Annotated in this window: 19 protein-coding genes; 11 read left to right on the top strand and 8 right to left on the bottom strand. The window is 63.0% G+C overall.

The genetic code is table 11. The features are described 5' to 3' along the window. The first annotated feature begins 190 nt into the window (after positions 1–190). The 10 genes from rpoE to pdxJ all read left to right on the top strand — a co-directional run bounded on the left by rpoE (position 191) and on the right by pdxJ (position 10,159). Positions 191–772 (top strand): RNA polymerase sigma factor RpoE/AlgU, encoded by a 582-nt coding sequence (rpoE, locus tag RIN61_RS06115; RefSeq protein ID WP_003252049.1) that lies wholly within the window; start codon positions 191–193, stop codon positions 770–772. A gap of 31 nt (positions 773–803) precedes the next feature. Beyond that, the gene (locus RIN61_RS06110; protein ID WP_112250536.1) at positions 804–1,394 is read left to right on the top strand and encodes a sigma-E factor negative regulatory protein; all 591 of its coding nucleotides are present in this window, start codon (positions 804–806) and stop codon (positions 1,392–1,394) included. A gap of 12 nt (positions 1,395–1,406) precedes the next feature. Beyond that, positions 1,407–2,369, top strand: coding sequence for a MucB/RseB C-terminal domain-containing protein (locus RIN61_RS06105; RefSeq protein WP_112250538.1), 963 nt, complete (start codon positions 1,407–1,409; stop codon positions 2,367–2,369). A gap of 210 nt (positions 2,370–2,579) precedes the next feature. Next, entirely contained in the window at positions 2,580–3,980 is a 1,401-nt protein-coding gene (locus RIN61_RS06100) for a DegQ family serine endoprotease (protein WP_370290353.1), read from the top strand. Between the two features lie 181 nt (positions 3,981–4,161). Continuing rightward, complete coding sequence (lepA, locus tag RIN61_RS06095; protein WP_112250540.1) at positions 4,162–5,961, top strand: translation elongation factor 4; 1,800 nt, start codon at positions 4,162–4,164, stop codon at positions 5,959–5,961. Positions 5,962–5,966: 5 nt separating this feature from the next. After that, on the top strand, positions 5,967–6,821 hold the full coding sequence (gene lepB / locus RIN61_RS06090; protein ID WP_003258486.1) for a signal peptidase I: 855 nt from the start codon (positions 5,967–5,969) through the stop codon (positions 6,819–6,821). Between the two features lie 161 nt (positions 6,822–6,982). Next, the gene (gene rnc / locus RIN61_RS06085) at positions 6,983–7,672 is read left to right on the top strand and encodes a ribonuclease III (protein WP_313856249.1); all 690 of its coding nucleotides are present in this window, start codon (positions 6,983–6,985) and stop codon (positions 7,670–7,672) included. After that, positions 7,665–8,567 (top strand): GTPase Era, encoded by a 903-nt coding sequence (era, locus tag RIN61_RS06080; protein WP_313856247.1) that lies wholly within the window; start codon positions 7,665–7,667, stop codon positions 8,565–8,567. Before rnc ends, era begins: the two co-directional genes overlap by 8 nt. Positions 8,568–8,691: 124 nt before the next feature. After that, a complete protein-coding gene (gene recO / locus RIN61_RS06075) occupies positions 8,692–9,375 on the top strand; it encodes a DNA repair protein RecO (protein WP_207877345.1) in 684 nt (227 codons plus the stop codon). Positions 9,376–9,436: 61 nt separating this feature from the next. Continuing rightward, positions 9,437–10,159, top strand: a complete 723-nt coding sequence (gene pdxJ, locus RIN61_RS06070; protein ID WP_243432208.1) for a pyridoxine 5'-phosphate synthase — start codon at positions 9,437–9,439, stop codon at positions 10,157–10,159. A 126-nt stretch (positions 10,160–10,285) separates the two neighbouring features. Here pdxJ and RIN61_RS06065 read toward each other — a convergent pair whose 3' ends face one another. Next, complete coding sequence (locus RIN61_RS06065; RefSeq protein ID WP_313856244.1) at positions 10,286–11,668, bottom strand: heavy metal sensor histidine kinase; 1,383 nt, start codon at positions 11,666–11,668, stop codon at positions 10,286–10,288. Beyond that, positions 11,665–12,339, bottom strand: coding sequence for a heavy metal response regulator transcription factor (locus RIN61_RS06060; protein WP_112250553.1), 675 nt, complete (start codon positions 12,337–12,339; stop codon positions 11,665–11,667). Before RIN61_RS06060 ends, RIN61_RS06065 begins: the two co-directional genes overlap by 4 nt. Positions 12,340–12,689: 350 nt before the next feature. Between RIN61_RS06060 and RIN61_RS06055 the strand changes: the two genes are divergently transcribed. Then, positions 12,690–12,893 (top strand): hypothetical protein, encoded by a 204-nt coding sequence (locus RIN61_RS06055; RefSeq protein ID WP_112250555.1) that lies wholly within the window; start codon positions 12,690–12,692, stop codon positions 12,891–12,893. 70 nt (positions 12,894–12,963) lie between these two features. Here the strand turns inward: RIN61_RS06055 and cmoB are convergent, their stop codons facing one another. The 6 genes from cmoB to RIN61_RS06025 all read right to left on the bottom strand — a co-directional run bounded on the left by cmoB (position 12,964) and on the right by RIN61_RS06025 (position 21,743). After that, positions 12,964–13,920: a tRNA 5-methoxyuridine(34)/uridine 5-oxyacetic acid(34) synthase CmoB gene (cmoB, locus tag RIN61_RS06050; protein WP_252378889.1), complete on the bottom strand. Its 957-nt coding sequence runs from the start codon at positions 13,918–13,920 to the stop codon at positions 12,964–12,966. Further along, positions 13,917–14,660, bottom strand: coding sequence for a carboxy-S-adenosyl-L-methionine synthase CmoA (gene cmoA / locus RIN61_RS06045; protein WP_112250559.1), 744 nt, complete (start codon positions 14,658–14,660; stop codon positions 13,917–13,919). The genes cmoB and cmoA overlap by 4 nt, the downstream gene beginning before the upstream one ends. Positions 14,661–14,766: 106 nt before the next feature. After that, complete coding sequence (locus tag RIN61_RS06040) at positions 14,767–15,159, bottom strand: protease inhibitor I42 family protein (RefSeq protein ID WP_215520785.1); 393 nt, start codon at positions 15,157–15,159, stop codon at positions 14,767–14,769. Positions 15,160–15,329: 170 nt separating this feature from the next. Then, positions 15,330–17,750 (bottom strand): endopeptidase La, encoded by a 2,421-nt coding sequence (lon, locus tag RIN61_RS06035; RefSeq protein WP_112250563.1) that lies wholly within the window; start codon positions 17,748–17,750, stop codon positions 15,330–15,332. A 217-nt stretch (positions 17,751–17,967) separates the two neighbouring features. Beyond that, positions 17,968–20,379 (bottom strand): glucose/quinate/shikimate family membrane-bound PQQ-dependent dehydrogenase, encoded by a 2,412-nt coding sequence (locus RIN61_RS06030; RefSeq protein WP_207877353.1) that lies wholly within the window; start codon positions 20,377–20,379, stop codon positions 17,968–17,970. A 29-nt stretch (positions 20,380–20,408) separates the two neighbouring features. Further along, complete coding sequence (locus RIN61_RS06025) at positions 20,409–21,743, bottom strand: carbohydrate porin (protein ID WP_313856238.1); 1,335 nt, start codon at positions 21,741–21,743, stop codon at positions 20,409–20,411. Between the last annotated feature and the right edge of the window lie 3 nt (positions 21,744–21,746).

The following is a 21,746-nucleotide window of genomic DNA, read 5'->3' as shown; positions in this document are numbered from 1 at the left end:
GTCCCTGCGTACTCGAAACCTGATTATCGACGTAGCCGGCCGTGACCGTGCCGCGTCTTTCGTGCAAGCCGACCAAGGGCTGCAGGAAACTTGCTTGGAGGGGAGAACTTTTGCGCAAAGCCCGAGTCTATGGTTGCAAGCCTGAACGATGGCTGATGCAACGCTCCTTCGAGTTCACTGAGGAGTGTTCATGCTAACCCAGGAAGAGGATCAGCAGCTTGTCGAGCGCGTTCAGCGCGGCGACAGGCGAGCGTTCGATCTGTTGGTGCTGAAGTATCAGCACAAGATTCTCGGGTTGATCGTGCGGTTCGTTCACGATACCCACGAGGCCCAGGATGTAGCACAGGAAGCCTTCATCAAGGCCTACCGTGCGCTTGGCAACTTCCGCGGCGACAGTGCGTTCTATACGTGGCTGTACCGCATCGCCATCAACACGGCGAAGAATTACCTGGTGTCCCGTGGAAGACGGCCACCAGATAGTGATGTGAGCTCCGAGGATGCGGAGTTTTACGACGGCGATCATGGTCTCAAGGATCTCGAGTCCCCAGAACGCTCGTTGTTGCGGGATGAAATCGAAGGCACTGTCCATCGCACCATCCAGCAACTGCCCGAAGACCTGCGTACGGCGCTGACCCTGCGCGAGTTCGACGGGCTGAGTTACGAAGACATTGCGAGTGTCATGCAATGTCCGGTGGGTACCGTGCGCTCTCGAATCTTCCGCGCTCGGGAGGCAATAGACAAAGCCCTGCAACCTTTGCTGCAGGAAACCTGAGACAGCGGCGACAGCCAAGAGAGGAACCGCCATGAGTCGTGAAGCTTTGCAGGAATCGCTGTCCGCGGTGATGGATAACGAAGCGGACGAGCTTGAACTGCGTCGTGTGTTGAACGCCGTAGACGATGCTGAAACCCGAGCCACCTGGTCGCGTTACCAGGTTGCCCGCGCAGCCATGCACAAGGAGCTGCTGCTGCCTGACCTGGATATCGCCTCGGCGGTGTCTGCAGCGCTGGCTGACGAAGCCGTGCCGGCCAAGGCCAAGAAAGGGCCATGGCGCAGCATTGGCCGCCTGGCGGTGGCTGCCTCGGTCACCGTAGCGGTGCTGGCCGGTGTGCGCATGTACAACCAGGACGAGATCACTGGCGCCGAGCTTGCTGCCCAGCAACCTGCCCAGCAAGGCCTGAGTGTGCCACAAGCACAAGGCCCCGCCGTTTTGGCAGGCTATAGTGAGAGCAGTGAGCAACCGACCGGGCCGATGGCCAACGGCGTGCTGCAGAACCAGGCCGGCTGGGATCAGCGTCTGCCAGGCTACCTGCGCCAGCATGCCCAGGAATCTGCGCTCAAGGGCACTGAAACCGCATTGCCATATGCCCGCGCCGCCAGCCTGGAAAACCGTTAAGTAAGGAGGATCATGCGCGCGCTACCTCTCCTGTCGCTGCTGATTGGCAGCTGCATGACGGTGCCAGCGTTGGCCGCCAACTCCTCGCCCGAGGCGAGCGAGTGGCTGAGCAAGCTGGCACAGGCCGAGCAAAAGCAGAGCTACCAAGGCTCTTTTGTCTACGAACGCAACGGCAGTTTCTCTTCCCACGAGATCTGGCACAGGGTCGACGACGGCAAGGTCAGCGAGCGGCTGTTGCAGCTCGATGGTACTGCCCAGGAGATCGTGCGCCTGGATGGCAAGGTAGAGTGCGTCAGCGGGGCCTTGGCCAGTGGTGTGACGGCGCCCCCGGACACCGCGCAGCGTGTGCTTGATCCACTGAAACTGATGGGCTGGTATGACTTGAGCGTGGCGGGCAAGTCACGGGTCGCCGGGCGCGATGCCGTGATCGTGACGCTCACCCCGCGCGACCAGCACCGCTATGCCTTCGAATTGCACCTGGACCGTGCTACCGGTCTGCCGCTGCGCTCGTTGATGGTCAACGACAAGGGGCAATTGCTGGAGCGCTTCCAGATGACCCGTCTCGATACTGCAGCGCCCAGCGATGACCAGCTGCGCGCCAGCACTGCGTGCAAGCCGGTGCAGCATGTGGCCGCTAGCGCCCATGACACGGTCGCCGGCTGGCGCTCGGACTGGCTGCCGCCTGGTTTCGAACTGGTCAACAGTTCGGTACGCCGCGATCCGAAGCAGGACAGCACGGTCAGCAGCCTGATGTATGACGATGGCCTGGCACGTTTCTCGGTGTTCCTCGAGCCGGTAAAGGATGAGGGCGGGACCGACATGCGCACTCAGCTAGGCCCGACTTCGGCGGTTTCCCGTCGCCTCAACACCCCCAAGGGTAAGGTCATGGTTACCGTGGTCGGCGAAATTCCGCTGGGTACCGCAGAGCGTGTGGCGCTGTCCATGCGCCCACAGGATGGCCAGGCGCGCCAGTGATGGCGCGCTTTTGCGGGCCTGACGCAAGGCACGCGGGCATGCCGCTGAAATGAAATTAAAGCATTGTCATTTGCAATCCATCGGCAAATTTTCTATAGGTCAGGCTTCTAGGAGCCTGGCCTTTCCTGCTTTGTGCAGGGGCCTTTCTAAACTACCGCTCGTTGTGACGGGAGCCGTATGTCAATACCACGCTTGAAATCCTACCTATCGATGTTCGCCGCCGTGCTGATGCTCGGCCAGGTGCTCAGCGCCCAGGCCGAGGAAGCCCTGCCGGACTTCACTACCCTGGTCGAGCAGGCCTCGCCGGCCGTGGTCAACATCAGTACCAAGCAGAAACTGCCGGACCGCCGCATGGCCGCCGGGCAGATGCCCGACCTGGAAGGCCTGCCGCCGATGTTCCGCGAATTCTTCGAGCGCAATATGCCGCAGCAGCCACGCTCGCCGCGTGGCGACCGCCAGCGCGAAGCCCAGTCGCTGGGTTCGGGCTTCATCATTTCCAGCGATGGCTACGTGCTGACCAACAACCACGTGGTAGCCGATGCCGACGAGATCATCGTCCGCCTGTCGGACCGCAGCGAGCTGCAAGCCAAGCTGGTCGGCACCGACCCGCGCACCGATGTGGCCCTGCTCAAGGTCGAGGGCAAGAACCTGCCGACCGTCAAGCTGGGTGACTCCGAGAAGCTCAAGGTGGGCGAGTGGGTACTGGCCATCGGTTCGCCGTTCGGCTTCGACCATTCGGTGACCAAAGGTATCGTCAGTGCCAAGGGCCGTACCCTGCCCAACGACACCTACGTACCGTTCATCCAGACCGATGTGGCCATCAACCCGGGCAACTCCGGCGGCCCGCTGTTCAACATGAATGGCGAAGTAGTGGGTATCAACTCGCAGATCTTCACCCGTTCCGGCGGTTTCATGGGCCTTTCGTTCGCGATTCCGATCGATGTGGCGATTGATGTCTCCAATCAGCTGAAGAAAGACGGCAAGGTCAGCCGCGGCTGGCTGGGCGTGGTGATCCAGGAAGTCAACAAGGACCTGGCTGAATCGTTCGGCCTGGACAAGCCGGCCGGTGCCCTGGTGGCACAGGTGCTGGAAAACGGCCCGGCAGCCAAGGGCGGCCTGCAGGTGGGTGACGTGATCCTGAGCATGAACGGTCAGCCGATCATCATGTCGGCCGACCTGCCGCATCTGGTCGGCAGCCTCAAGGATGGCGAAAAGGCCAAGCTGGAGATCATCCGCAACGGCAAGCGCCAGAACCTCGACATCAGCGTTGGCGCACTCCCCGACGAAGACGCCGACATCGGTACCGGTGCCGAAGGCAGCGCAGAGCGCAGCAGCAACCGCCTGGGCGTCTCGGTGGCCGACCTGACCGCCGAGCAGAAGAAAGCCCTGGAACTCAAGGGCGGCGTGGTCATCAAGGAAGTCCAGGATGGCCCGGCCGCGATGATCGGCCTGCGCCCAGGTGATGTCATCAGCCACCTGAACAACCAGGCCATCGGTTCGGCGAAGGAATTCACCGAAATCGCCAAGGAACTGCCAAAGAACCGTTCGGTGTCGATGCGCGTGCTGCGTCAGGGCCGTGCCAGCTTCATTACCTTCAAGCTGGCTGAGTAAGCGGGTTCGCAAGGAGAAAAGGGCAGCTTCGGCTGCCCTTTTTCATGAAAATTCACAATTGCCGGGGCGAATGCTGTGCACAGCCCGATAGAGGAATCTCCCATATCCCGGCAGCTTAAGGTACAATTCCCGGCTATTTTTCGGCGGGCGTCCGGCTCGCAGCCTTTTCGAGTGTTGACCCGTGAGTGATTTGAGTCATATCCGCAATTTCTCCATCATCGCCCACATCGACCATGGCAAGTCGACGCTGGCCGACCGTTTCATCCAGATGTGCGGTGGCCTGTCGGCACGCGAAATGGAAGCCCAGGTGCTCGATTCCATGGACCTGGAGCGTGAGCGCGGTATCACCATCAAGGCCCACAGCGTCACGCTTCACTACAAGGCGCAGGACGGCAAGACCTACCAGCTGAACTTCATCGACACCCCCGGCCATGTCGACTTCACCTACGAAGTCTCACGCTCCCTGGCAGCCTGTGAAGGCGCGTTGCTGGTCGTGGACGCCGGCCAGGGTGTCGAGGCCCAGTCCGTGGCCAACTGCTATACCGCCATCGAGCAGGGCCTGGAAGTCATGCCGGTTCTGAACAAGATGGACCTGCCCCAGGCCGACCCGGATCGCGTCAAGGACGAGATCGAGAAGATCATCGGTATCGACGCCACCGACGCCGTGGCCTGCAGCGCCAAGAGCGGCATGGGCGTGGACGAGGTGCTCGAGCGCCTGGTGCATACCATTCCGGCGCCTGAAGGCGAGATCGACGCCCCTCTGCAGGCGCTGATCATCGATTCCTGGTTCGACAACTACCTGGGCGTGGTCTCGCTGGTGCGCGTGCGCCAAGGCCGCGTCAAGAAAGGCGACAAGATCCTGGTCAAGTCCACCGGCAAGGTGCACCTGGTCGACAGCGTGGGCGTGTTCACCCCGAAGCACACCCAGACCGCCGACCTGAAGGCCGGCGAAGTGGGCTTCATTATCGCCAGCATCAAGGACATCCACGGTGCCCCGGTCGGTGACACCCTGACCCTGTCCACGACCCCTGAGGTCGAGGTGCTGCCAGGCTTCAAGAAGATCCAGCCGCAGGTCTATGCCGGCCTGTTCCCGGTAAGCTCCGACGACTTCGAGGACTTCCGCGATGCGCTGCAGAAGCTGACCCTGAACGACTCGTCGCTGCAGTACATGCCGGAAAGCTCCGACGCCCTGGGCTTCGGCTTCCGTTGCGGTTTCCTCGGCATGCTGCACATGGAAATCATCCAGGAGCGCCTGGAGCGCGAATACGACCTGGACCTGATTACCACCGCGCCAAGCGTGATCTACGAGCTGGAACTGAAAACCGGTGAAACCATCACCGTCGACAACCCGTCGAAGCTGCCAGACGTTTCAGCTGTCGCCGATTTCCGCGAGCCGATCGTCACCGCCACCATTCTGGTGCCGCAAGAGCACCTGGGCAACGTCATCACCCTGTGCATCGAGAAGCGTGGCGTGCAGCGCGACATGCAGTTCCTCGGCAGCCAGGTGCAGGTGCGCTACGACCTGCCGATGAACGAAGTGGTGCTGGACTTCTTCGACCGGCTCAAGTCCACCAGCCGCGGCTATGCTTCGCTGGACTATCATTTCGATCGCTACCAGTCGGCCAACCTGGTCAAGCTGGATGTACTGATCAACGGCGACAAGGTCGATGCCCTGGCATTGATCGTGCACCGCGACAACGCGGCCTACAAGGGCCGTGCGTTGACCGAAAAGATGAAGGAACTGATCCCTCGGCAGATGTTCGATGTGGCGATCCAGGCAGCTATCGGCGGCCAGATCATCGCGCGGACAACCGTCAAGGCGCTCAGAAAGAACGTACTGGCCAAGTGCTACGGTGGTGACGTCAGCCGTAAGAAGAAGCTGCTGGAGAAGCAGAAGGCCGGTAAGAAACGCATGAAACAGGTGGGTAACGTGGAGATTCCACAGGAAGCCTTCCTCGCCGTGCTCAGGTTGGATAGCTAGGTCCTATGTCGCTAAATTTCCCGCTGTTGCTAGTCATCGCCGTCTTCGTCTGCGGCCTGCTGGGCTTGATCGACCTGCTGTTCCTGGCCCCGCGCCGGCGTGCGGCAATCGCCAACTACCAGGGCAGCGTCAGCCAGCCCGAGATGGCGGTGGTCGAGCGCCTGGGCAAGGAGCCATTGCTGGTTGAATACGGCAAGTCGTTCTTCCCGGTGCTGTTCATCGTGCTGGTGCTGCGTTCGTTCCTGGTCGAGCCGTTCCAGATTCCGTCGGGGTCGATGAAACCGACCCTGGAAGTGGGCGACTTCATCCTGGTGAACAAGTTCTCGTATGGCATTCGCCTGCCGGTGATCGACAAGAAGGTCATCGAAGTGGGTGACCCGCAACGCGGTGATGTGATGGTGTTCCGCTACCCGAGCGACCCGAACGTCAACTACATCAAACGAGTGGTTGGCTTGCCGGGCGACCAGGTGCGCTACACCAGCGACAAGCGGTTGTTCGTCAACGGCCAGCCAATTGCCGAACAACTGGTGGGCACCGAACCGGGCACCCTGGGCAGCGCCGAGCTGTACAAGGAAAAGCTCGGCGAGGCCGAACACCTGATCCGCAAGGAAATGAGCCGTTACCGCATGCCGCCGGACCAGCAATGGACCGTGCCGGCAGGCCATTACTTCATGATGGGCGACAACCGCGACAACTCCAACGACAGCCGTTACTGGGATGACCCGAACATCCCGAAGGAGCTGCACGGCATGGTTCCGGACCGGAACATCGTCGGCAAGGCCTTCGCGGTGTGGATGAGCTGGCCAGAGCCCAAACTCAGCCACCTGCCCAACCTGTCGCGGGTCGGTCTGATCCATTGATACCCATCGGCGCTGGCCAGCAGGCAGCGCCGAATGCATTTCTGACATAGGCTGTGTTCTCAGGGATCGGGAGATTCGCCGCACATCGCGGCGGGCCACAGCCAAACAGTCTTTCAGGATGTTGATTTGAACAACGCGTTGAACAACGAACGGGTGGCCGCATGACTGCTTCCCTTGCCCGTCTGGAGCGAAAGCTCGGCTATACCTTCAAGAACCAGGACCAGATGCTTCTGGCCCTGACCCATCGCAGCTACGCCGGGCGCAACAACGAGCGCCTGGAGTTTCTCGGTGACGCCATTCTCAACTTCGTCGCCGGCGAGGCGCTGTTCGAGCGCTTTCCGCAGGCCCGCGAAGGCCAGCTGTCGCGCCTGCGTGCGCGCCTGGTCAAGGGTGAGACCCTGGCTCGTCTGGCCCGTGGTTTCGACCTGGGTGACTATCTGCGCCTGGGCTCGGGGGAACTCAAGAGCGGTGGCTTCCGCCGCGAGTCGATCCTGGCCGATGCCCTGGAGGCGCTGATTGGCGCCATCTACCTGGACGCCGACATGGATACTGCCCGTGAGCGCGTGCTGGCCTGGCTGGCCGACGAGTTCGAGGGGCTGACCCTGGTCGATACCAACAAGGACCCGAAAACCCGCCTGCAGGAGTTTCTGCAGTCGCGCAGCTGTGAGCTGCCACGTTACGAAGTGGTGGATATCCAGGGCGAACCTCATTGCCGTACCTTCTTCGTCGAATGCGAGGTAGTGCTGCTGAACAACAAGAGCCGTGGTCAGGGCGTCAGCCGGCGTATTGCCGAGCAAGTCGCCGCCGCGTCTGCATTGATCGCCCTGGGCGTGGAGAATGGCAATGACTGATAGCAACCCGACCCGCTGCGGCTACGTGGCCATCGTCGGCCGCCCCAACGTGGGCAAGTCGACCCTGCTCAACCACATCCTCGGCCAGAAACTGGCGATTACCTCGCGCAAGCCACAAACCACCCGTCACAACATGCTCGGCATCAAGACCGAGGGTGACGTGCAGGCGATCTACGTCGATACCCCAGGTATGCACAAGGCCAACGACAAGGCCTTGAACCGCTACATGAACCGCAATGCCTCGGCGGCCCTGAAAGACGTCGACGTGGTGATCTTCGTGGTCGACCGCACCAAATGGACCGACGAGGACCAACTGGTGCTGGAGCGTGTGCAGTACGTGACGGGCCCATTGATCATCGCGGTCAACAAGACCGATCGCATGGGAGAGAAGGCCGAGCTGATCCCGCACTTGCAGTGGCTGCAGGAGCAATTGCCGAACGCCGAGGTCATGCCGATTTCCGCGCAGCAGGGGCACAACCTCGAAGCGCTGGAAGCCCAGATCGCCAAGCACTTGCCCGAAAACGATCACTTCTTCCCCGAAGACCAGATCACTGACCGCAGCAGCCGCTTCCTGGCCGCCGAACTGGTGCGCGAGAAGATCATGCGCCAGCTGGGTGCGGAATTGCCGTACCAGATCACCGTGGAGATCGAAGAATTCAAGCAGCAGGGCCATGTGCTGCACATTCACGCGCTGATCCTGGTCGAGCGCGACGGCCAGAAGAAAATCATCATTGGCGACAAGGGCGAGCGTATCAAGCGCATTGGCTCCGAGGCGCGCAAGGACATGGAGGTGCTGTTCGACTCCAAGGTCATGCTCAACCTGTGGGTCAAGGTGAAAGGCGGCTGGTCCGACGACGAGCGTGCCCTGCGTTCGCTGGGCTACGGCGACCTGTAAATTCGCCTGACGGCTCAGGTTACTCTGTGGGAGCGGGTTTACCCGCGAATGCGTCAGTGGGTTCACCATCGCATTCGCGGGTAAACCCGCTCCCACAGTTGTCTGGGGCTTTTAGAGAGCGTTTATGGAACAACCTGTTGGCCAGCCAGCTTACGTGCTGCACAGCCGTGCCTACAAGGAAACCAGCGCGCTGGTGGACTTTTTCACCCCGCAGGGCCGCATGCGCGCCGTGCTGCGCCGTGCGCGTGGCAAGGGTGGCAGCCTGGTGCGGCCGTTCGTGCCGCTGGAGCTGGAGCTGCGCGGGCGTGGCGAGCTGAAGAATGTCGGCCGCATGGACAGCGCCGGCATCGCCGCCTGGCTGCACGGCGATGCCCTGTTCAGCGGGTTGTACCTCAACGAACTGCTCATGCGCCTGCTGCCCGCCGAAGCGCCTTTCCCGGCGCTGTTCGAGCACTACACCCTGACCTTGCAGGCCTTGGCCGCCGGTCGCCCGCTGGAGCCGCTGCTGCGCTCATTCGAATGGCGGATGCTGGACGAGCTCGGTTACGCGTTTTCGTTGCATCACGACGTCAATGACCAGCCGATCGCGGTCGACGGCCTGTACCGCTTGCGTGTGGACGCCGGCCTGGAGCGGGTGGAGTTGGCGCAACCCGGCCTGTTCCGCGGCACCGAACTGGTGGCCCTGGCTGAAGCCGACTGGAATGCGCCAGGCGCCTTGCTCGCCGCCAAGCGCCTGATGCGCCAGGCCCTGGCGGTTCACCTGGGGGGAAAACCGCTGGTCAGCCGGGAACTGTTTCGCAAGCGCTGATCAGGACGTATGCTGTGGGGCTCAATCTTCAGGAGAGCCTTTCGTGACTCACAGCAACCGCATGCTTCTCGGCGTAAACATCGACCACGTGGCGACCCTGCGTCAGGCCCGGGGCACGCGTTACCCTGATCCGGTCAAGGCTGCCCTGGATGCCGAGGAAGCTGGCGCCGATGGCATCACCGTGCATCTGCGTGAAGACCGCCGGCACATCCAGGAGCGTGACGTGGTGCTGCTCAAGGACGTGCTGCAGACCCGCATGAACTTCGAGATGGGCGTCACCGAAGAGATGATGGCCTTTGCCGAGAAGATTCGCCCGGCGCACATCTGCCTGGTACCCGAAACCCGTCAGGAACTGACCACCGAAGGCGGCCTGGATGTGGCGGGCCAGGAGGCACGGATCAAGGCTGCGGTTGAGCGCCTGTCGCGTACCGGTGCCGAAGTGTCGCTGTTCATCGATGCCGACGAGCGGCAGATCGAGGCATCGCGTCGTGTTGGAGCGCCAGCCATCGAACTGCACACCGGGCGGTACGCCGACGCCGAAACCCCGACTGATGTGGCTGAGGAGCTCAAGCGTATCGTCGATGGTGTGGCGTTCGGGGTGGGGCAGGGGCTGATCGTCAATGCCGGGCATGGCCTGCATTACCACAACGTCGAGGCGGTTGCCGCGATCAAGGGCATCAATGAACTGAACATCGGCCATGCGCTGGTGGCGCATGCGCTGTTTGTCGGCTTCAAGGCGGCCGTGGCCGAGATGAAGGCGCTGATCGTGGCGGCTTCGCGCTGATCGTTGGTCGCCTGTACCGGTCCCTTCGCGGGTAAACCCGCTCCCAGAGGGGGCGCACAAGCCCCAGCCCTGTAGGGTACCTGTGGGAGCGGGTTCACCCGCGAAGAGGCCGGCACAGGCGAAAGATCAATCGGCAGGAAACACCAGGGTAAACCGGGTAGGCCCCAATGGGCTGCTGCTGACCTCGACCCGCCCGCCATGCAGCTGCATGATCGACTTGACGATCGCCAGCCCCAACCCGGTCCCGCCTTCCAGCCGCGAGCGCCCCGAGCCAACCCGGTAAAACCGCTCGAACAAGCGCGACTGGTGCTCTGCAGCAATACCAGGCCCCTGGTTTTCCACCGAAAGCCGAATTTCACTACCCAGGCGCTCGATGCGCAACTCTACGGGCTTGCCATCGGGGCAGTGCCGAATCGCATTGCTCAGCAGATTCGACAATGCCCGTTGAAACATCAGCCGATCCCCCAGTGCCGTCCCCCAGCCCTGAACACGCAGCTCAACGTCTTTCAGTTCGGCACTGAACGCGAAAAGTTCGACAACCCGAGCAGTTTCGTCGGCCAATGCCATGGGTTTCAGCACCACCTGGGCTTGAGGCTGGCTGACCTGGGCAAGAAACAGCATGTCGTTGATGATGCGGTTGAGCCGGGTCAGCTCTTCGATACTGTCTTCCAGCACTTCGCGGTAATTGGCGTTGTCCCGTTCACGGGCCAGGGTCACCTGGGCCTTGCCCATCAGGTTGCTCAAGGGGGTACGCAGCTCATGGGCGAGGTCGTCGGAAAACTGCGACAGCTGGCTGACCCCCTGATCGAGCCGATCGAGCATCACATTGATGCTGCTGGCCAGCTCTGCCAGTTCCAGCGGCAGGCCGCTCGCTGGCAGGCGATGTTGCAAGTCTTGCGCCGACACCTGCCCGGCAATGCGGCGGAAGTGGCGCAAGGGCTTCAGGCCGCGCCGGGTCAGCCACCTGGCGCCAGCGCCGATCAACAGCAACAGCAGCGGCAACGCCAGCAAGGTGGAATGCAGGTAAGCCTGTAGCAGGGCGTTGTCGTCGGCGCGGTTGAGCGACATCATCACCCTGACTGGGGTGTCGTCGCGCAGGCGCATCAGCCGGGTCGCGGTAAGGATCTGGTTACCTTTGCTGTCGCGCCAGGCATGAAAGGCCAGGTGGGCATCGGTGCGCAGCTCGCCTACCTGCGATTCAAGCGCTGGTCCCAGGCTGAGCAGGTGCGGGTGGCGGCCTTCCAGGGCCAGCACGCTGAGGCTGAGGTTGTCGTGCCCCATCACCAGGTCGAGCAAGGGATGGGCGCGGCTGCCCAGGTCTTCGCTACGCAGGTCGACGCGCAGGTTGTGCTCGACCTGCAGCATCTTGCGCGCCAGGTCCTTGCGTGCGCGGTTGTCCAGTTCGTGATCAAGGGCGAACACGGCCAGGCAAGCCAGCAGCAGCACCAGTGCGGCGCCCATCAGCGTCACGCTCAGGCCCAGGCGCAGTGACAGGCTGGCGTTGTTCAAAAGCGTGCCTCGAGCACGTAGCCGACGCCACGCAGGGTATGGATCAGCTTGTCGTCGAACGGGTCGTCGATCTTTGCCCGCAGGCGCCGGATCGAAACCTCGACCACATTGGTGTCGCAGTCGAAGTTCATGTCCCACACCAGCGAGATGATCTGGGTGCGCGACAGCACCTCGCCAGTCTGGCGCATCAGCAGGTGCAGCAAGGCGAATTCCTTGGCGGTCAGGTCGATACGCTGCCCGGCACGGTAAGCGCGGTGGCGGGCGGGGTCCAGCTCCAGATCGGCGACGCGCAGGGTGCTGGGCTGCAGTTGCTGATCGTTGCGACGCAGCAGGCTGCGGATGCGGGCCAGCAGTTCAGGAAACTCGAAGGGTTTGAGCAGGTAGTCGTCGGCCCCCAGGTCCAGGCCCTTGACCCGGTCGGCCAGGCGGCCGTGGGCGGTGAGCATCATGATACGTGTGGTCGATTCGGCACGTAGCCGCTGCAGCACGGTCCAGCCATCGAGTTCGGGCAGGTTGACGTCGAGAATGACCAGGTCGTAGGGCTGCTGGCGGGCGAGGTGCAGGCCATCGGTGCCGGTGTGGGCGCAGTCGACCACGTAGCCGTTCTCGCGCAGGCCCTGCTGCAGGTAATCGGCGGTGCGCAGTTCGTCCTCGATGATCAGTAGACGCATGGGTGGGCTCGGTGTGATGAAAGGGGCGATTCTCGACCCTGTAGTGACATCAGGGTCAACGGGCAGGATGTTACGGCATGAGTAAGGGCGTGCGGCGCAGATAACGGATTTGTAATGCTGGCGTTATCTGGCTGTCCTGTTGCGGCCCTTTCGCGGGTAAACCCGCTCCCACAGGGTCTTCACAGACGCTGAAAATCCCCGCAGTTCCTGTGGGAGCGGGTTTACCCGCGAAGCGGCCAGCACTGACAACACAGGGCCACATTGCAAGACTGTAATCCGCGCCTCACCTTGCTGTTAGCTAGCCCTCGCTAGGATGGCCGTGTCTGATCGGTTATCACGAGGCAACCACGATGAACCTGACCAAATACCTGCTGTTGGCCACCCTTGCCCTGGGCAGCGCCAGTGTTTATGCCGAGGGCGGTGCGGAACGTTCGAAACAATTCTGGCAAGCGTTCCGCGAAGACCAGCAGCGCCTGCACGGCGACAAGCAACAGGCCGTTGCCGAACGTGAGCGCAAGGCGCAGGAGAGGGCCCGCGAGTTGGCCAAGGATTGAAGTTACAGCACCTGCGCCGCGTCAGTTCCTCGGCGCAGATGTATTCAGACGCCCATCCGGGCGTCTTTTTTTATTTGCGTGCCAGCAGGGTGGCGCGACGTGGAGCCGGCAGGCCTTCGATGGTCTTGCTGTGGTCGTTCGGGTCAAGGAAGTCGACCAGTGACTGGTAGCGCATCCACTCGGTGCTGCGCTGTTCTTCGACGCTGGTCACGCTTACGTCGACGCACCGCACATCGCTGAAACCGGCCCGGCGCAACCAGCGCTCCAGGGCTGGTACCGACGGCAGATACCAGACGTTGCGCATCTGTGCATAGCGGTCCTCAGGTACCAGTACCTGGTTTTCGTCACCTTCGATCACCAGGGTTTCCAGCACCAGTTCGCCACCTTTGACCAGGCAGTCCTTGAGCGCCAGCAGGTGCTCGATAGGCGAGCGGCGGTGATAGAACACCCCCATGGAAAACACCGTATCGAAACCTTCGAGGTTGGCCGGCAGGTCTTCGAGGGCGAACGGCAGGTGCCATGCGGGCAACTCTGGCAGGTATTGCTGGACGGCCTGGAACTGGCAGAAGAACAGCCAGTTCGGGTCGACGCCAACAACTATGTCGGCACCGGCACCGAGCATGCGCCACTGGTAGTAGCCGTTGCCGCAGCCCACGTCGAGCACACGCTTGCCCTTGAGGTCCAGGTGCGGGCCAACCCGGGACCATTTCCAGTCCGAACGCCACTCGGTGTCCACATGCACCCCGAACAGGTCGAACGGCCCTTTGCGCCAAGGCGACAGGCCCATCAATGCCTGACGCATCTGCGCGCGGGTCGCGTCGTCGCAATCGCAGTCCAGGCGCAGCCCGTTGGCCAGGTCGATTTCGCTCGGCTGCAGGGCGGGAAGGGCTTCCAGCGCACCACGCCAGCGGTCGAGGTCGCCGTGGCCCTTCTCCAGCTTGGCTTCCAGTTGCGCTTGCAGGCCTTGCGACCAGGAAGCCAGGGGCGTGCCCGCCAGGCGGCGGACGAGGGGGGACAGATCGATCATGGCAGGGCAATCAAAGAGGCGAAATTAAGGCATTGGAACCAGGGCACCACCTTCGAGAAACCGGCTGCGCGCAGGCGCGCCTGGTGGGCTTCGAGGGTATCGGGCCTCATCACGTTCTCGATGGCGCTGCGCTTCTGGGCAATCTCCAGTTCGCTGTAGCCATTGGCACGCTTGAAGTCCAGGTGCAGTTCATTGAGCAAGTCCTGCTGTTCATCATCGGCGAAGCGCAGTTTTTCCGAGAGGATCAGCGCACCACCGGGCAACAGCGCCTGGCGGATACGGCCGAGCAGTTCCAGGCGCTGGTCGGGGGCGATGAACTGCAGGGTGAAATTCATCGCCACCACCGAGGCGGGCTCGAAGGGCAGGGCCAGGATGTCGGCTTCCAGCACTTGCACCGGCAGCAGTTCCTGGAACATCGAGTCCTGGGCGGTGAGGTACTGACGGCAACGTTCGACCATGGCCGCTGAGTTGTCCACGGCAACAACCCGGCAGCCGTCACTGCGCACATGGCGGCGCAGCGACTGGGTAACGGCGCCCAGCGACGCACCCAGGTCGTACAGCGTGGTGTGCGGCTGGGCGAAGCGCGCGGCCAGCACGCCGAGGTTCTCGACGATGGTCGGGTAGCCCGGCACCGAGCGCTTGATCATGTCCGGGAACACACGCACCACATCCTCGTTGAAGACGAAGTCGGGCACCTGCTCCAGGGGCTGGGCGAAAAGGCGGTCGGGTTGTTTGCTCACGGAGGGCTCGATACAGGGTGAAACGGAGGCGCATTTTAGCCAAAGGCCGCGATTCTTGCCATGGCAGCGCTTCAGCCTCAGGGTGTTCATGGAGCAGCCGCTGCGGTCAGCGGACGACGATCCTGCAATCGAAAGTCTGTACCGGGGCAACATCTGCAGCCCACGGCTGCTGGTAGATCAGCACCAACTGGCCATCGCCGGTGCCGCTGGCCTGGTAGCGCCAGGTCGAGACACCGGCGCTGCCGACCACATCGTCTTCTTCCGGGGCGCTGTACACCTCCGGGCCGAGGCTTTGCAGCACGTTCGCGGCTGGGTTTTCGACCCGCCAGCGGTAACCGGTGGACGGGTTGCTTGGCAGCGTCAGGGTCAGCGTCTGGCCAACCTGCAGGCGCGTCGGGCATTCGCTTTCGGCATCGAGTGCAACCGGCCGGGTGGGCTGATTGGCGCAGGCAGAAAGCAGGGCGAAGCTCAGGGGAACGAGCAGACGAGGGGCGGTCATGTTGGCTCCGGAGGCTGACGATGGCCTGAGGATAACCGATGATCGAGTAGATTTGTGTTGTCTGTGCCGGCCCTTTCGCGGGTAAACCCGCTCCCACAGTGATCTCACTGGGCTCAAGCCCTGCGCTATCCCTGTGGGAGCGGGTTTACCCGCGAAGAGGCCGGTGCTGGCTAGAACAGCACTTTCGCCACGTCGGCAAAGCGCTTGGCAAAATGCACGGTCAGGCCTTCGCGCAGATAATCCGGCAGTTCTTCATAGTCCCCACGGTTAGGCTCCGGCAAGATCAGTTCGAAGATCTTCTGCCGCCGCGCCGCAATCACCTTCTCGCGCACACCGCCAATCGGCAGCACCTGCCCGGTCAGCGTCAGCTCGCCAGTCATGGCCACGCCTTTCTTGGGCGCCTGGTCACGGGCCAGCGACAACAGGGCGCTGGCCATGGTGATGCCGGCACTCGGGCCGTCCTTTGGCGTGGCGCCTTCGGGCACGTGCAGGTGAATGAACGCTTCGTTGAAGAAACCCGGGTCACCACCGAACTGTTTGAGGTTGGAGCTGACGTAGCTGTAGGCGATTTCGGCTGACTCTTTCATCACATCACCCAGCTTGCCGGTCAGCTTGAAGCCCCGGTTGAGAGTGTGGATGCGGGTGGCTTCGATCGGCAGAGTGGCGCCACCCATGCTGGTCCAGGCCAGGCCGGTGATCACGCCTTTGCCGGCAAGCACTTGCTCGCTGCGGAACACGGGCATGCCAAGCGCGGCTTCCAGGTCCTTGGTGCCTATCTTCAGCTTGGCCTCGGGGTTATCCAGCAGCTTGACCACTGCCTTGCGCACCAGCTTGCCCAGTTGTTTCTCCAGCTGGCGCACCCCGGCTTCTCGGGCATAGCCTTCGATCACCGCGCGCAAGGCACTGTCGCTGATACCAAGGCTGGTCTTGGCCACACCGGCCTTTTCCAGCTGCTTGGGCCACAGGTGGCGCTTGGCGATGGCCAGTTTCTCTTCGGTGATGTAGCCGGACAGGCGGATCACTTCCATGCGGTCGAGCAATGGCCCGGGGATCGAGTCCAGGGTGTTGGCGGTGCACACGAACAGTACCTTGGACAGGTCCAGGCGCAGGTCGAGGTAGTGGTCGAGGAAGTCGACGTTCTGCTCCGGGTCGAGTGTTTCCAGCAGTGCTGAAGCCGGGTCGCCCTGGTAGCTCTGGCCCATCTTGTCGATCTCGTCGAGCATGATCACCGGGTTCATCACTTCGACGTCCTTCAGGGCCTGCACCAGCTTGCCGGGCTGGGCGCCGATGTAGGTGCGGCGGTGGCCCTTGATCTCGGCCTCGTCACGCATGCCGCCGACACTGAAGCGGTAGAACGGCCGGCCGAGCGATTCGGCGATGGACTTGCCGATGCTGGTCTTGCCGACCCCGGGCGGGCCAACCAGCAGCACGATCGAGCCGCTGATCTCGCCTTTCCAGGCGCCCACGGCGAGGAATTCGAGAATGCGCTCCTTGATGTCATCGAGGCCGGCGTGGTGCTGGTCGAGGACCTTGCGTGCGTGGTTGAGGTCGAGCTTGTCCTTGCCGTACACGCCCCAGGGCAGGGCGGTTGCCCAGTCCAGGTAGTTGCGGGTGACAGCGTATTCGGGCGAGCCGGTTTCGAGGATGGCCAGCTTGCCCATCTCTTCGTCGATGCGCTTGCGCGCCTGGTCCGGCAGGGTCTTGCCTTCGAGGCGCTGCTCGAACTGCTCGAGGTCGGCGCTGCGGTCGTCCTTGGTCAGGCCCAGCTCCTGCTGGATGACCTTGAGCTGTTCCTTGAGGAAGAACTCGCGCTGGTGCTCGCCGATCTGCCGGTTGACCTCGGCCGAGATCTCGTTCTGCAAGCGCGCGACCTCGACTTCCTTGCGCAGCATCGGCAGGACCTTTTCCATGCGCTTGAGCATGGGCACGCAGTCGAGCACTTCCTGCAACTGGCTGCCGGTAGCCGAGGTGAGGGCGGCGGCGAAGTCGGTGAGTGGCGACGGGTCGTTGGGGCTGAAGCGGTTGAGGTAGTTCTTCAGCTCTTCGCTGTACAGCGGGTTGAGCGGCAGCAGCTCCTTGATCGCGTTGATCAGGGCCATGCCGTAGGCCTTGACCTCGTCGGTCGGCTCGGCGGGCTGGCGCGGGTATTCGACCTCTACCAGGTACGGCGGGCGGTGGTGCTTGAGCCAGGTACGGATGCGTACCCGGGTCAGGCCCTGGGCGACGAACTGCAGCTTGCCGTTCTCGCGGCTGGCGTGGTGCACCTTCACCAGCGTGCCGTACTGGGGCAGCGCCGAGGTGTCGAAATGGCGGTGATCTTCTGGCGGAGTATCCATGAAGAACAGGGCCAGGCTGTGGTCTGGCGTCTTGGCTACCAGGTCGAGGGTTTCTGCCCAAGGGTCTTCATTGACGATGACCGGCAGCACCTGGGCCGGGAAGAACGGACGGTTGTGGATCGGGATCACGTAGACCTTGTCCGGCAACTGCTGGCCGGGCAGGGCGAGGGCGTGGCCGGTTTCGGCCTGGGGAGTGGTGTGTTCGACTTCGCTGTGTTCGTCGGGATGTTCCGGGAAATCCTGCTGGTCGCTCATGGGGCACCTGCGTGAATGACTATGGTGCTTAGATGGGGCGCGGGGGGATGGGTTTCAATGGTAGACGAAGGGCGCAGAGAGAAGTGATACCTGTACCGGCCTTTTCGCGGGTAAACCCGCTCCCACAGATACGGCGCCGACCTTGGGGGCAGCGCCGTATCTGTGGGAGCGGGTTTACCCGCGAATGCGGCAGCAGGTTCACTGCCGCATCTCTGGATTACTCAGCCAGTTTGTAGGCGATGATGTAATCGCCCATCCTGGTGCCCAGCGAGCCATGCCCGCCAGCAGTCACCAGCACGTACTGCTTGCCATCCTTGCCGCTGTAGGTCATTGGCGTGGCCTGGCCACCCGCTGGCAGGCGGGCTTTCCACAGTTCCTTGCCGTTGTTCACGTCATAGGCGCGCAGGTACTGGTCCAGGGTGCCGCTGAGGAAGCCGACGCCACCAGCGGTGACGATCGAGCCGCCCATGCTCGGCACGCCAACCGGCAGGCCGATCGGCACCGGGGTGCTGTCGCGGGTGGTGCCGTTCTTGTGCTTCCACACCACCTTGTTGGTGAACAGGTCGATGGCGGCGACATAGCCCCAGGCCGGGGCCTGGCACGGTACGCCCAGTGGCGACATGAACGGGTGCATGGTCACTGCGTACGGCGCGCCGGTGTTCGGCTGCACGCCGCTGGTCTCGCTTTCGCGCTTGCTGCCCTCGGCAACTTGCTCACGCGGGATCATCTTCGACACGAAAGCCATGTAGTTGGGCGAGGTGAACAGCAGTTGGCGCACCGGGTCGACCGACACGCTACCCCAGTTGAACACACCGACGTTGCCCGGGTAGACCAGAGAGCCTTGCTCGGACGGTGGAGTGTACTGGCCTTCGTAACGCAGCTCGCGGAACTGGATGCGGCACAGCATCTGGTCGAACGGCGTGGCACCCCACATGGCCTGTTCGGTCAGCTCGGGGCCAAGCAGGTTGAGGTCGGAGCGGGCCTGGGTCGGCGAGGTGTGATCGCCCTTCACCGCACCTTGCGGGGTGGGGATTTCGCGGATCGGCACGATCGGCGTACCGTCGCGGCGGTCGAGCACGTACAGGCTGCCTTGCTTGGTCGGCACGATGATTGCCGGCTTCACGCCATCGTCGGTCTTCAGGTGGACCAGGGTCGGCTGGCTGCCGACGTCCATGTCCCACAGGTCGTGGTGGGTGAACTGGTAGTTCCAGCGAGCCTTGCCGGTGGCAAGGTCCAGGGCGACAACGCCGGCGCTGTACTTCTCGGCACCCGGGGTGCGGTTCGCGCCCCACTGGTCCGGGGTCTGGTTGCCCAGAGGCAGATAAATCATGCCGAGGTCTTCGTCGACGCTGGCGATCGACCACATGTTGGCCGAGTTGCGGCTGTACATCTTGCCGGGCGCCAGTGGCTGGGTGTCGTCCGGGTTGTTGCTGTCCCAGTTCCACACCAGGTGGCCGTCATGCACGTCGTAGGCGCGGATCACGCCGGATGGCTCGTTGGTCGACTCGTTGTCGGTGACATGGCCACCGATGATCACCAGGTCACGGGTGACCGCGGCTGGCGAGGTGGAGTAATAGCCGCCAGCGGTGAACGGGCCGATGCCGGTGGTAAGGTCGATCACGCCCTGGTTGGCGAAGCCTTCGCAGACCTTGCCGTTGTCGGCGTTGATGGCGATCAGGCGGGCGTCCGCAGTCGGCAGGTAGAGGCGGCGAGGGCAGGCCTGGGCCACGGCCTGGCCGGCCTCGGTAATTTTCGGTGCCGGGCTGCCGTCGCGGCTGACGTAGCGGTTTTCGTCATAGTACGAAACGCCACGGCAGGTCATGTGGGCAAAGCCCTTGAAGGTGCCGACCGGGCTCTTGACCTGAGGGTCGTAGCGCCAGATTTCCGCTCCGGTGTCCGGGTCCAGAGCCAGCAGGCGGCTGTGCGCGGTGCAGGCATAGAGCATGCCGTTGACCTTCAGCGGGGTGTTCTGGTTGGTCAGCTCCACCGGGTCGTTTTCGGTTGGCAGGTCACCGGTGCGGATGCGCCATGCCTCCTCCAGGCGGTAGGCGTTCTGCGGGGTGATCTGGCGCAGTGGCGAATAGCGGTCGCCGTGCTCGGTACGCCCGTAGGCCTGCCATTCACCGTCGGGCATGGCCGGGGCGGCGCTGGCCATCTCGCTGCTGTCGCGGCCCAGTTCGCCGAACACTTCACCGGGGTGGGTGAACTGGCTGCCCAGGGCGCAAGCGCCCGAAGCGACCACTGCAACGCCGAGCAGCGCAGTATTGGCCTTGCTGGCCGGGCCGATCAGCGGGCGACGCGCCCAGGGCAGCAGCAGAACCACGCCGATGGCAAACCAGATGGCCAGGCGCGGTACCAGTTGCCACCAGTCCAGGCCCACTTCGAGCAGGGCCCATACGGTACTGCCCAGCAGTACCAGGCCGTAAAGGCCAAGGGCGATGCGGCGCTGGGCAAGCAGCAGGATGCCCGACAGGGCAAAGCCGATACCGGCGATCAGGTAGTACAGCGATCCGCCCAGCTGGCTGAGCTTGATGCCACCGGCCAGCAGGGCCAGGCCCATCAGCAACAGCAGCGCGCCGATCAGGCGCGGTAGCCAGCGGCTTCCATTGTTGGCACCTTCAGTGCTCATCGTAGGTTCTCCGTCAGGTCAAAAAGGGGTTAGAAACTGCTCTGGATCTTCAGGCCGCCGATCAGGGCGCCATCGACCTGCGACACCCCGCCCGGGTGGCGGATGTATTGCAGGTTGGGGCGTACCGTGAGCCAGTCGGCCAGGTGGATGCCGTAATACAGCTCGGCGCTGTACTCGGTGTCCTGCACCGGCAGGAAACCGGGGTTGTCGTAGTCGTCGATACCGCTGGCCTGGTTGGCCAGGCGCGCGTTCTTGCGGTAGGCAGGGTTGACGTGCACGCGGGCGAGGGCGAAACCGATGTCGTCCTTGGCGCGGGCGTCGAAGGGCCCTTTGTATACCAGTCCTGCCTGAACATAGTTGTCGATGGCATTGGTCTTCTTGTCGTGCACCGTGGCGTTGGCGAACAGGCTCAGGCCACGCGACTGGTCGGACGCCAGCGAAGTCACCTGCTGCTGGGCCCCGAGCCACAAGCCGTGCTTGCTCGAACTGCTGCGGTAGGCGGCGCCGCTGAGGGCTGCCGGCTGGCCGTTGCTGTCCTTGAGAACATCCTGTGCCTTGGCATTACTGTAGTAGTAGCCGGCGCGATATTCCCCTTTCAGACCATTGACCCGTGGGCTCCATACCAGTTCTATCGGCATTACCGCGCCCTGGGTGCCACTGCCGCTGAGCTTGAAGCCGTTGCCCGATTCCAGGTTGGAGGGGTTCTGCTCGTACACGCCGACCTGGGCGTAGAGCGCATCGTTGAGGTTGTAGCGCACGCGCAGGGCCCACTGGCTGACCGGCCAGTTGTACCAGATGCCACCCACCCAGTTGCCTACCTGCGAGCCGCAGAAGGCCAGGTTCTGAAAGTCGCAGGGGAAGCTGTTGAAGTCTTCGCCTTCGCCGAAACGGCCGAATTTCACGTCCAGCGCGCCGTCGAAGTACTTCTGCTTGACCCACAGCTGCGTCAGCCGCCAGGTTTCGCCACGGCCCCAGACCTCCTGGGCCGAGGTGAAACCGCCGACACGTGGGTCGTTGATGCGGTCGTTGCTGATGTTGTCGCCATGACGCTCGGTGATGGTCAGCTGGAATTCGGTGTCGTGCCAGCCGAGGATCTTTTCCAGGTCGAGGTGGCTACCGAAGGTGAACTGGTCGCTGTAGCGCGCGGTGCGGTCGTGGTCGTAGCCACCCTGCAGGTTGCTGCCCATCTCGCCGGTGTAGCCGAGGGTGAAGTCGTAGCCTTTTTCCAGCAGTTCTCTGCGGGTACCACCCCAGTCGCCGAGCATCCATGGGGAATCGCTGGCGAACATCTCGCTGGCGCCGGTGGGAGTCGCCAGCGCACTGAGGGCAAGGCCGATGTAACAGGTTTTGGGCAGTTGGAGCATGAG

The sequence above is a fragment of the Pseudomonas inefficax genome (assembly GCF_032164165.1).
GTDB classification, from domain to species: Bacteria; Pseudomonadota; Gammaproteobacteria; order Pseudomonadales; family Pseudomonadaceae; genus Aquipseudomonas; species Aquipseudomonas inefficax.
Note: the sequence above shows the minus strand (reverse complement) of the source record. Positions and strands in the feature narration are given on the sequence as shown.

Excerpts from the sequence above, each read along its gene's own strand:
- rpoE (WP_003252049.1), top strand. The coding sequence starts at position 191 with ATGCTAACCCAGGAAGAGGATCAGCAGCTTGTCGAGCGCGTTCAGCGC.
- RIN61_RS06110 (WP_112250536.1), top strand. The coding sequence starts at position 804 with ATGAGTCGTGAAGCTTTGCAGGAATCGCTGTCCGCGGTGATGGATAAC.
- RIN61_RS06105 (WP_112250538.1), top strand. The coding sequence starts at position 1,407 with ATGCGCGCGCTACCTCTCCTGTCGCTGCTGATTGGCAGCTGCATGACG.
- RIN61_RS06100 (WP_370290353.1), top strand. The coding sequence starts at position 2,580 with ATGTTCGCCGCCGTGCTGATGCTCGGCCAGGTGCTCAGCGCCCAGGCC.
- lepB (WP_003258486.1), top strand. The coding sequence starts at position 5,967 with ATGTCGCTAAATTTCCCGCTGTTGCTAGTCATCGCCGTCTTCGTCTGC.
- rnc (WP_313856249.1), top strand. The coding sequence starts at position 6,983 with ATGACTGCTTCCCTTGCCCGTCTGGAGCGAAAGCTCGGCTATACCTTC.
- era (WP_313856247.1), top strand. The coding sequence starts at position 7,665 with ATGACTGATAGCAACCCGACCCGCTGCGGCTACGTGGCCATCGTCGGC.
- recO (WP_207877345.1), top strand. The coding sequence starts at position 8,692 with ATGGAACAACCTGTTGGCCAGCCAGCTTACGTGCTGCACAGCCGTGCC.
- pdxJ (WP_243432208.1), top strand. The coding sequence starts at position 9,437 with ATGCTTCTCGGCGTAAACATCGACCACGTGGCGACCCTGCGTCAGGCC.
- RIN61_RS06060 (WP_112250553.1), bottom strand. The coding sequence starts at position 12,339 with ATGCGTCTACTGATCATCGAGGACGAACTGCGCACCGCCGATTACCTG.
- RIN61_RS06055 (WP_112250555.1), top strand. The coding sequence starts at position 12,690 with ATGAACCTGACCAAATACCTGCTGTTGGCCACCCTTGCCCTGGGCAGC.
- cmoB (WP_252378889.1), bottom strand. The coding sequence starts at position 13,920 with ATGATCGATCTGTCCCCCCTCGTCCGCCGCCTGGCGGGCACGCCCCTG.
- RIN61_RS06040 (WP_215520785.1), bottom strand. The coding sequence starts at position 15,159 with ATGACCGCCCCTCGTCTGCTCGTTCCCCTGAGCTTCGCCCTGCTTTCT.
- lon (WP_112250563.1), bottom strand. The coding sequence starts at position 17,750 with ATGAGCGACCAGCAGGATTTCCCGGAACATCCCGACGAACACAGCGAA.
- RIN61_RS06030 (WP_207877353.1), bottom strand. The coding sequence starts at position 20,379 with ATGAGCACTGAAGGTGCCAACAATGGAAGCCGCTGGCTACCGCGCCTG.
- RIN61_RS06025 (WP_313856238.1), bottom strand. The coding sequence starts at position 21,743 with ATGCTCCAACTGCCCAAAACCTGTTACATCGGCCTTGCCCTCAGTGCG.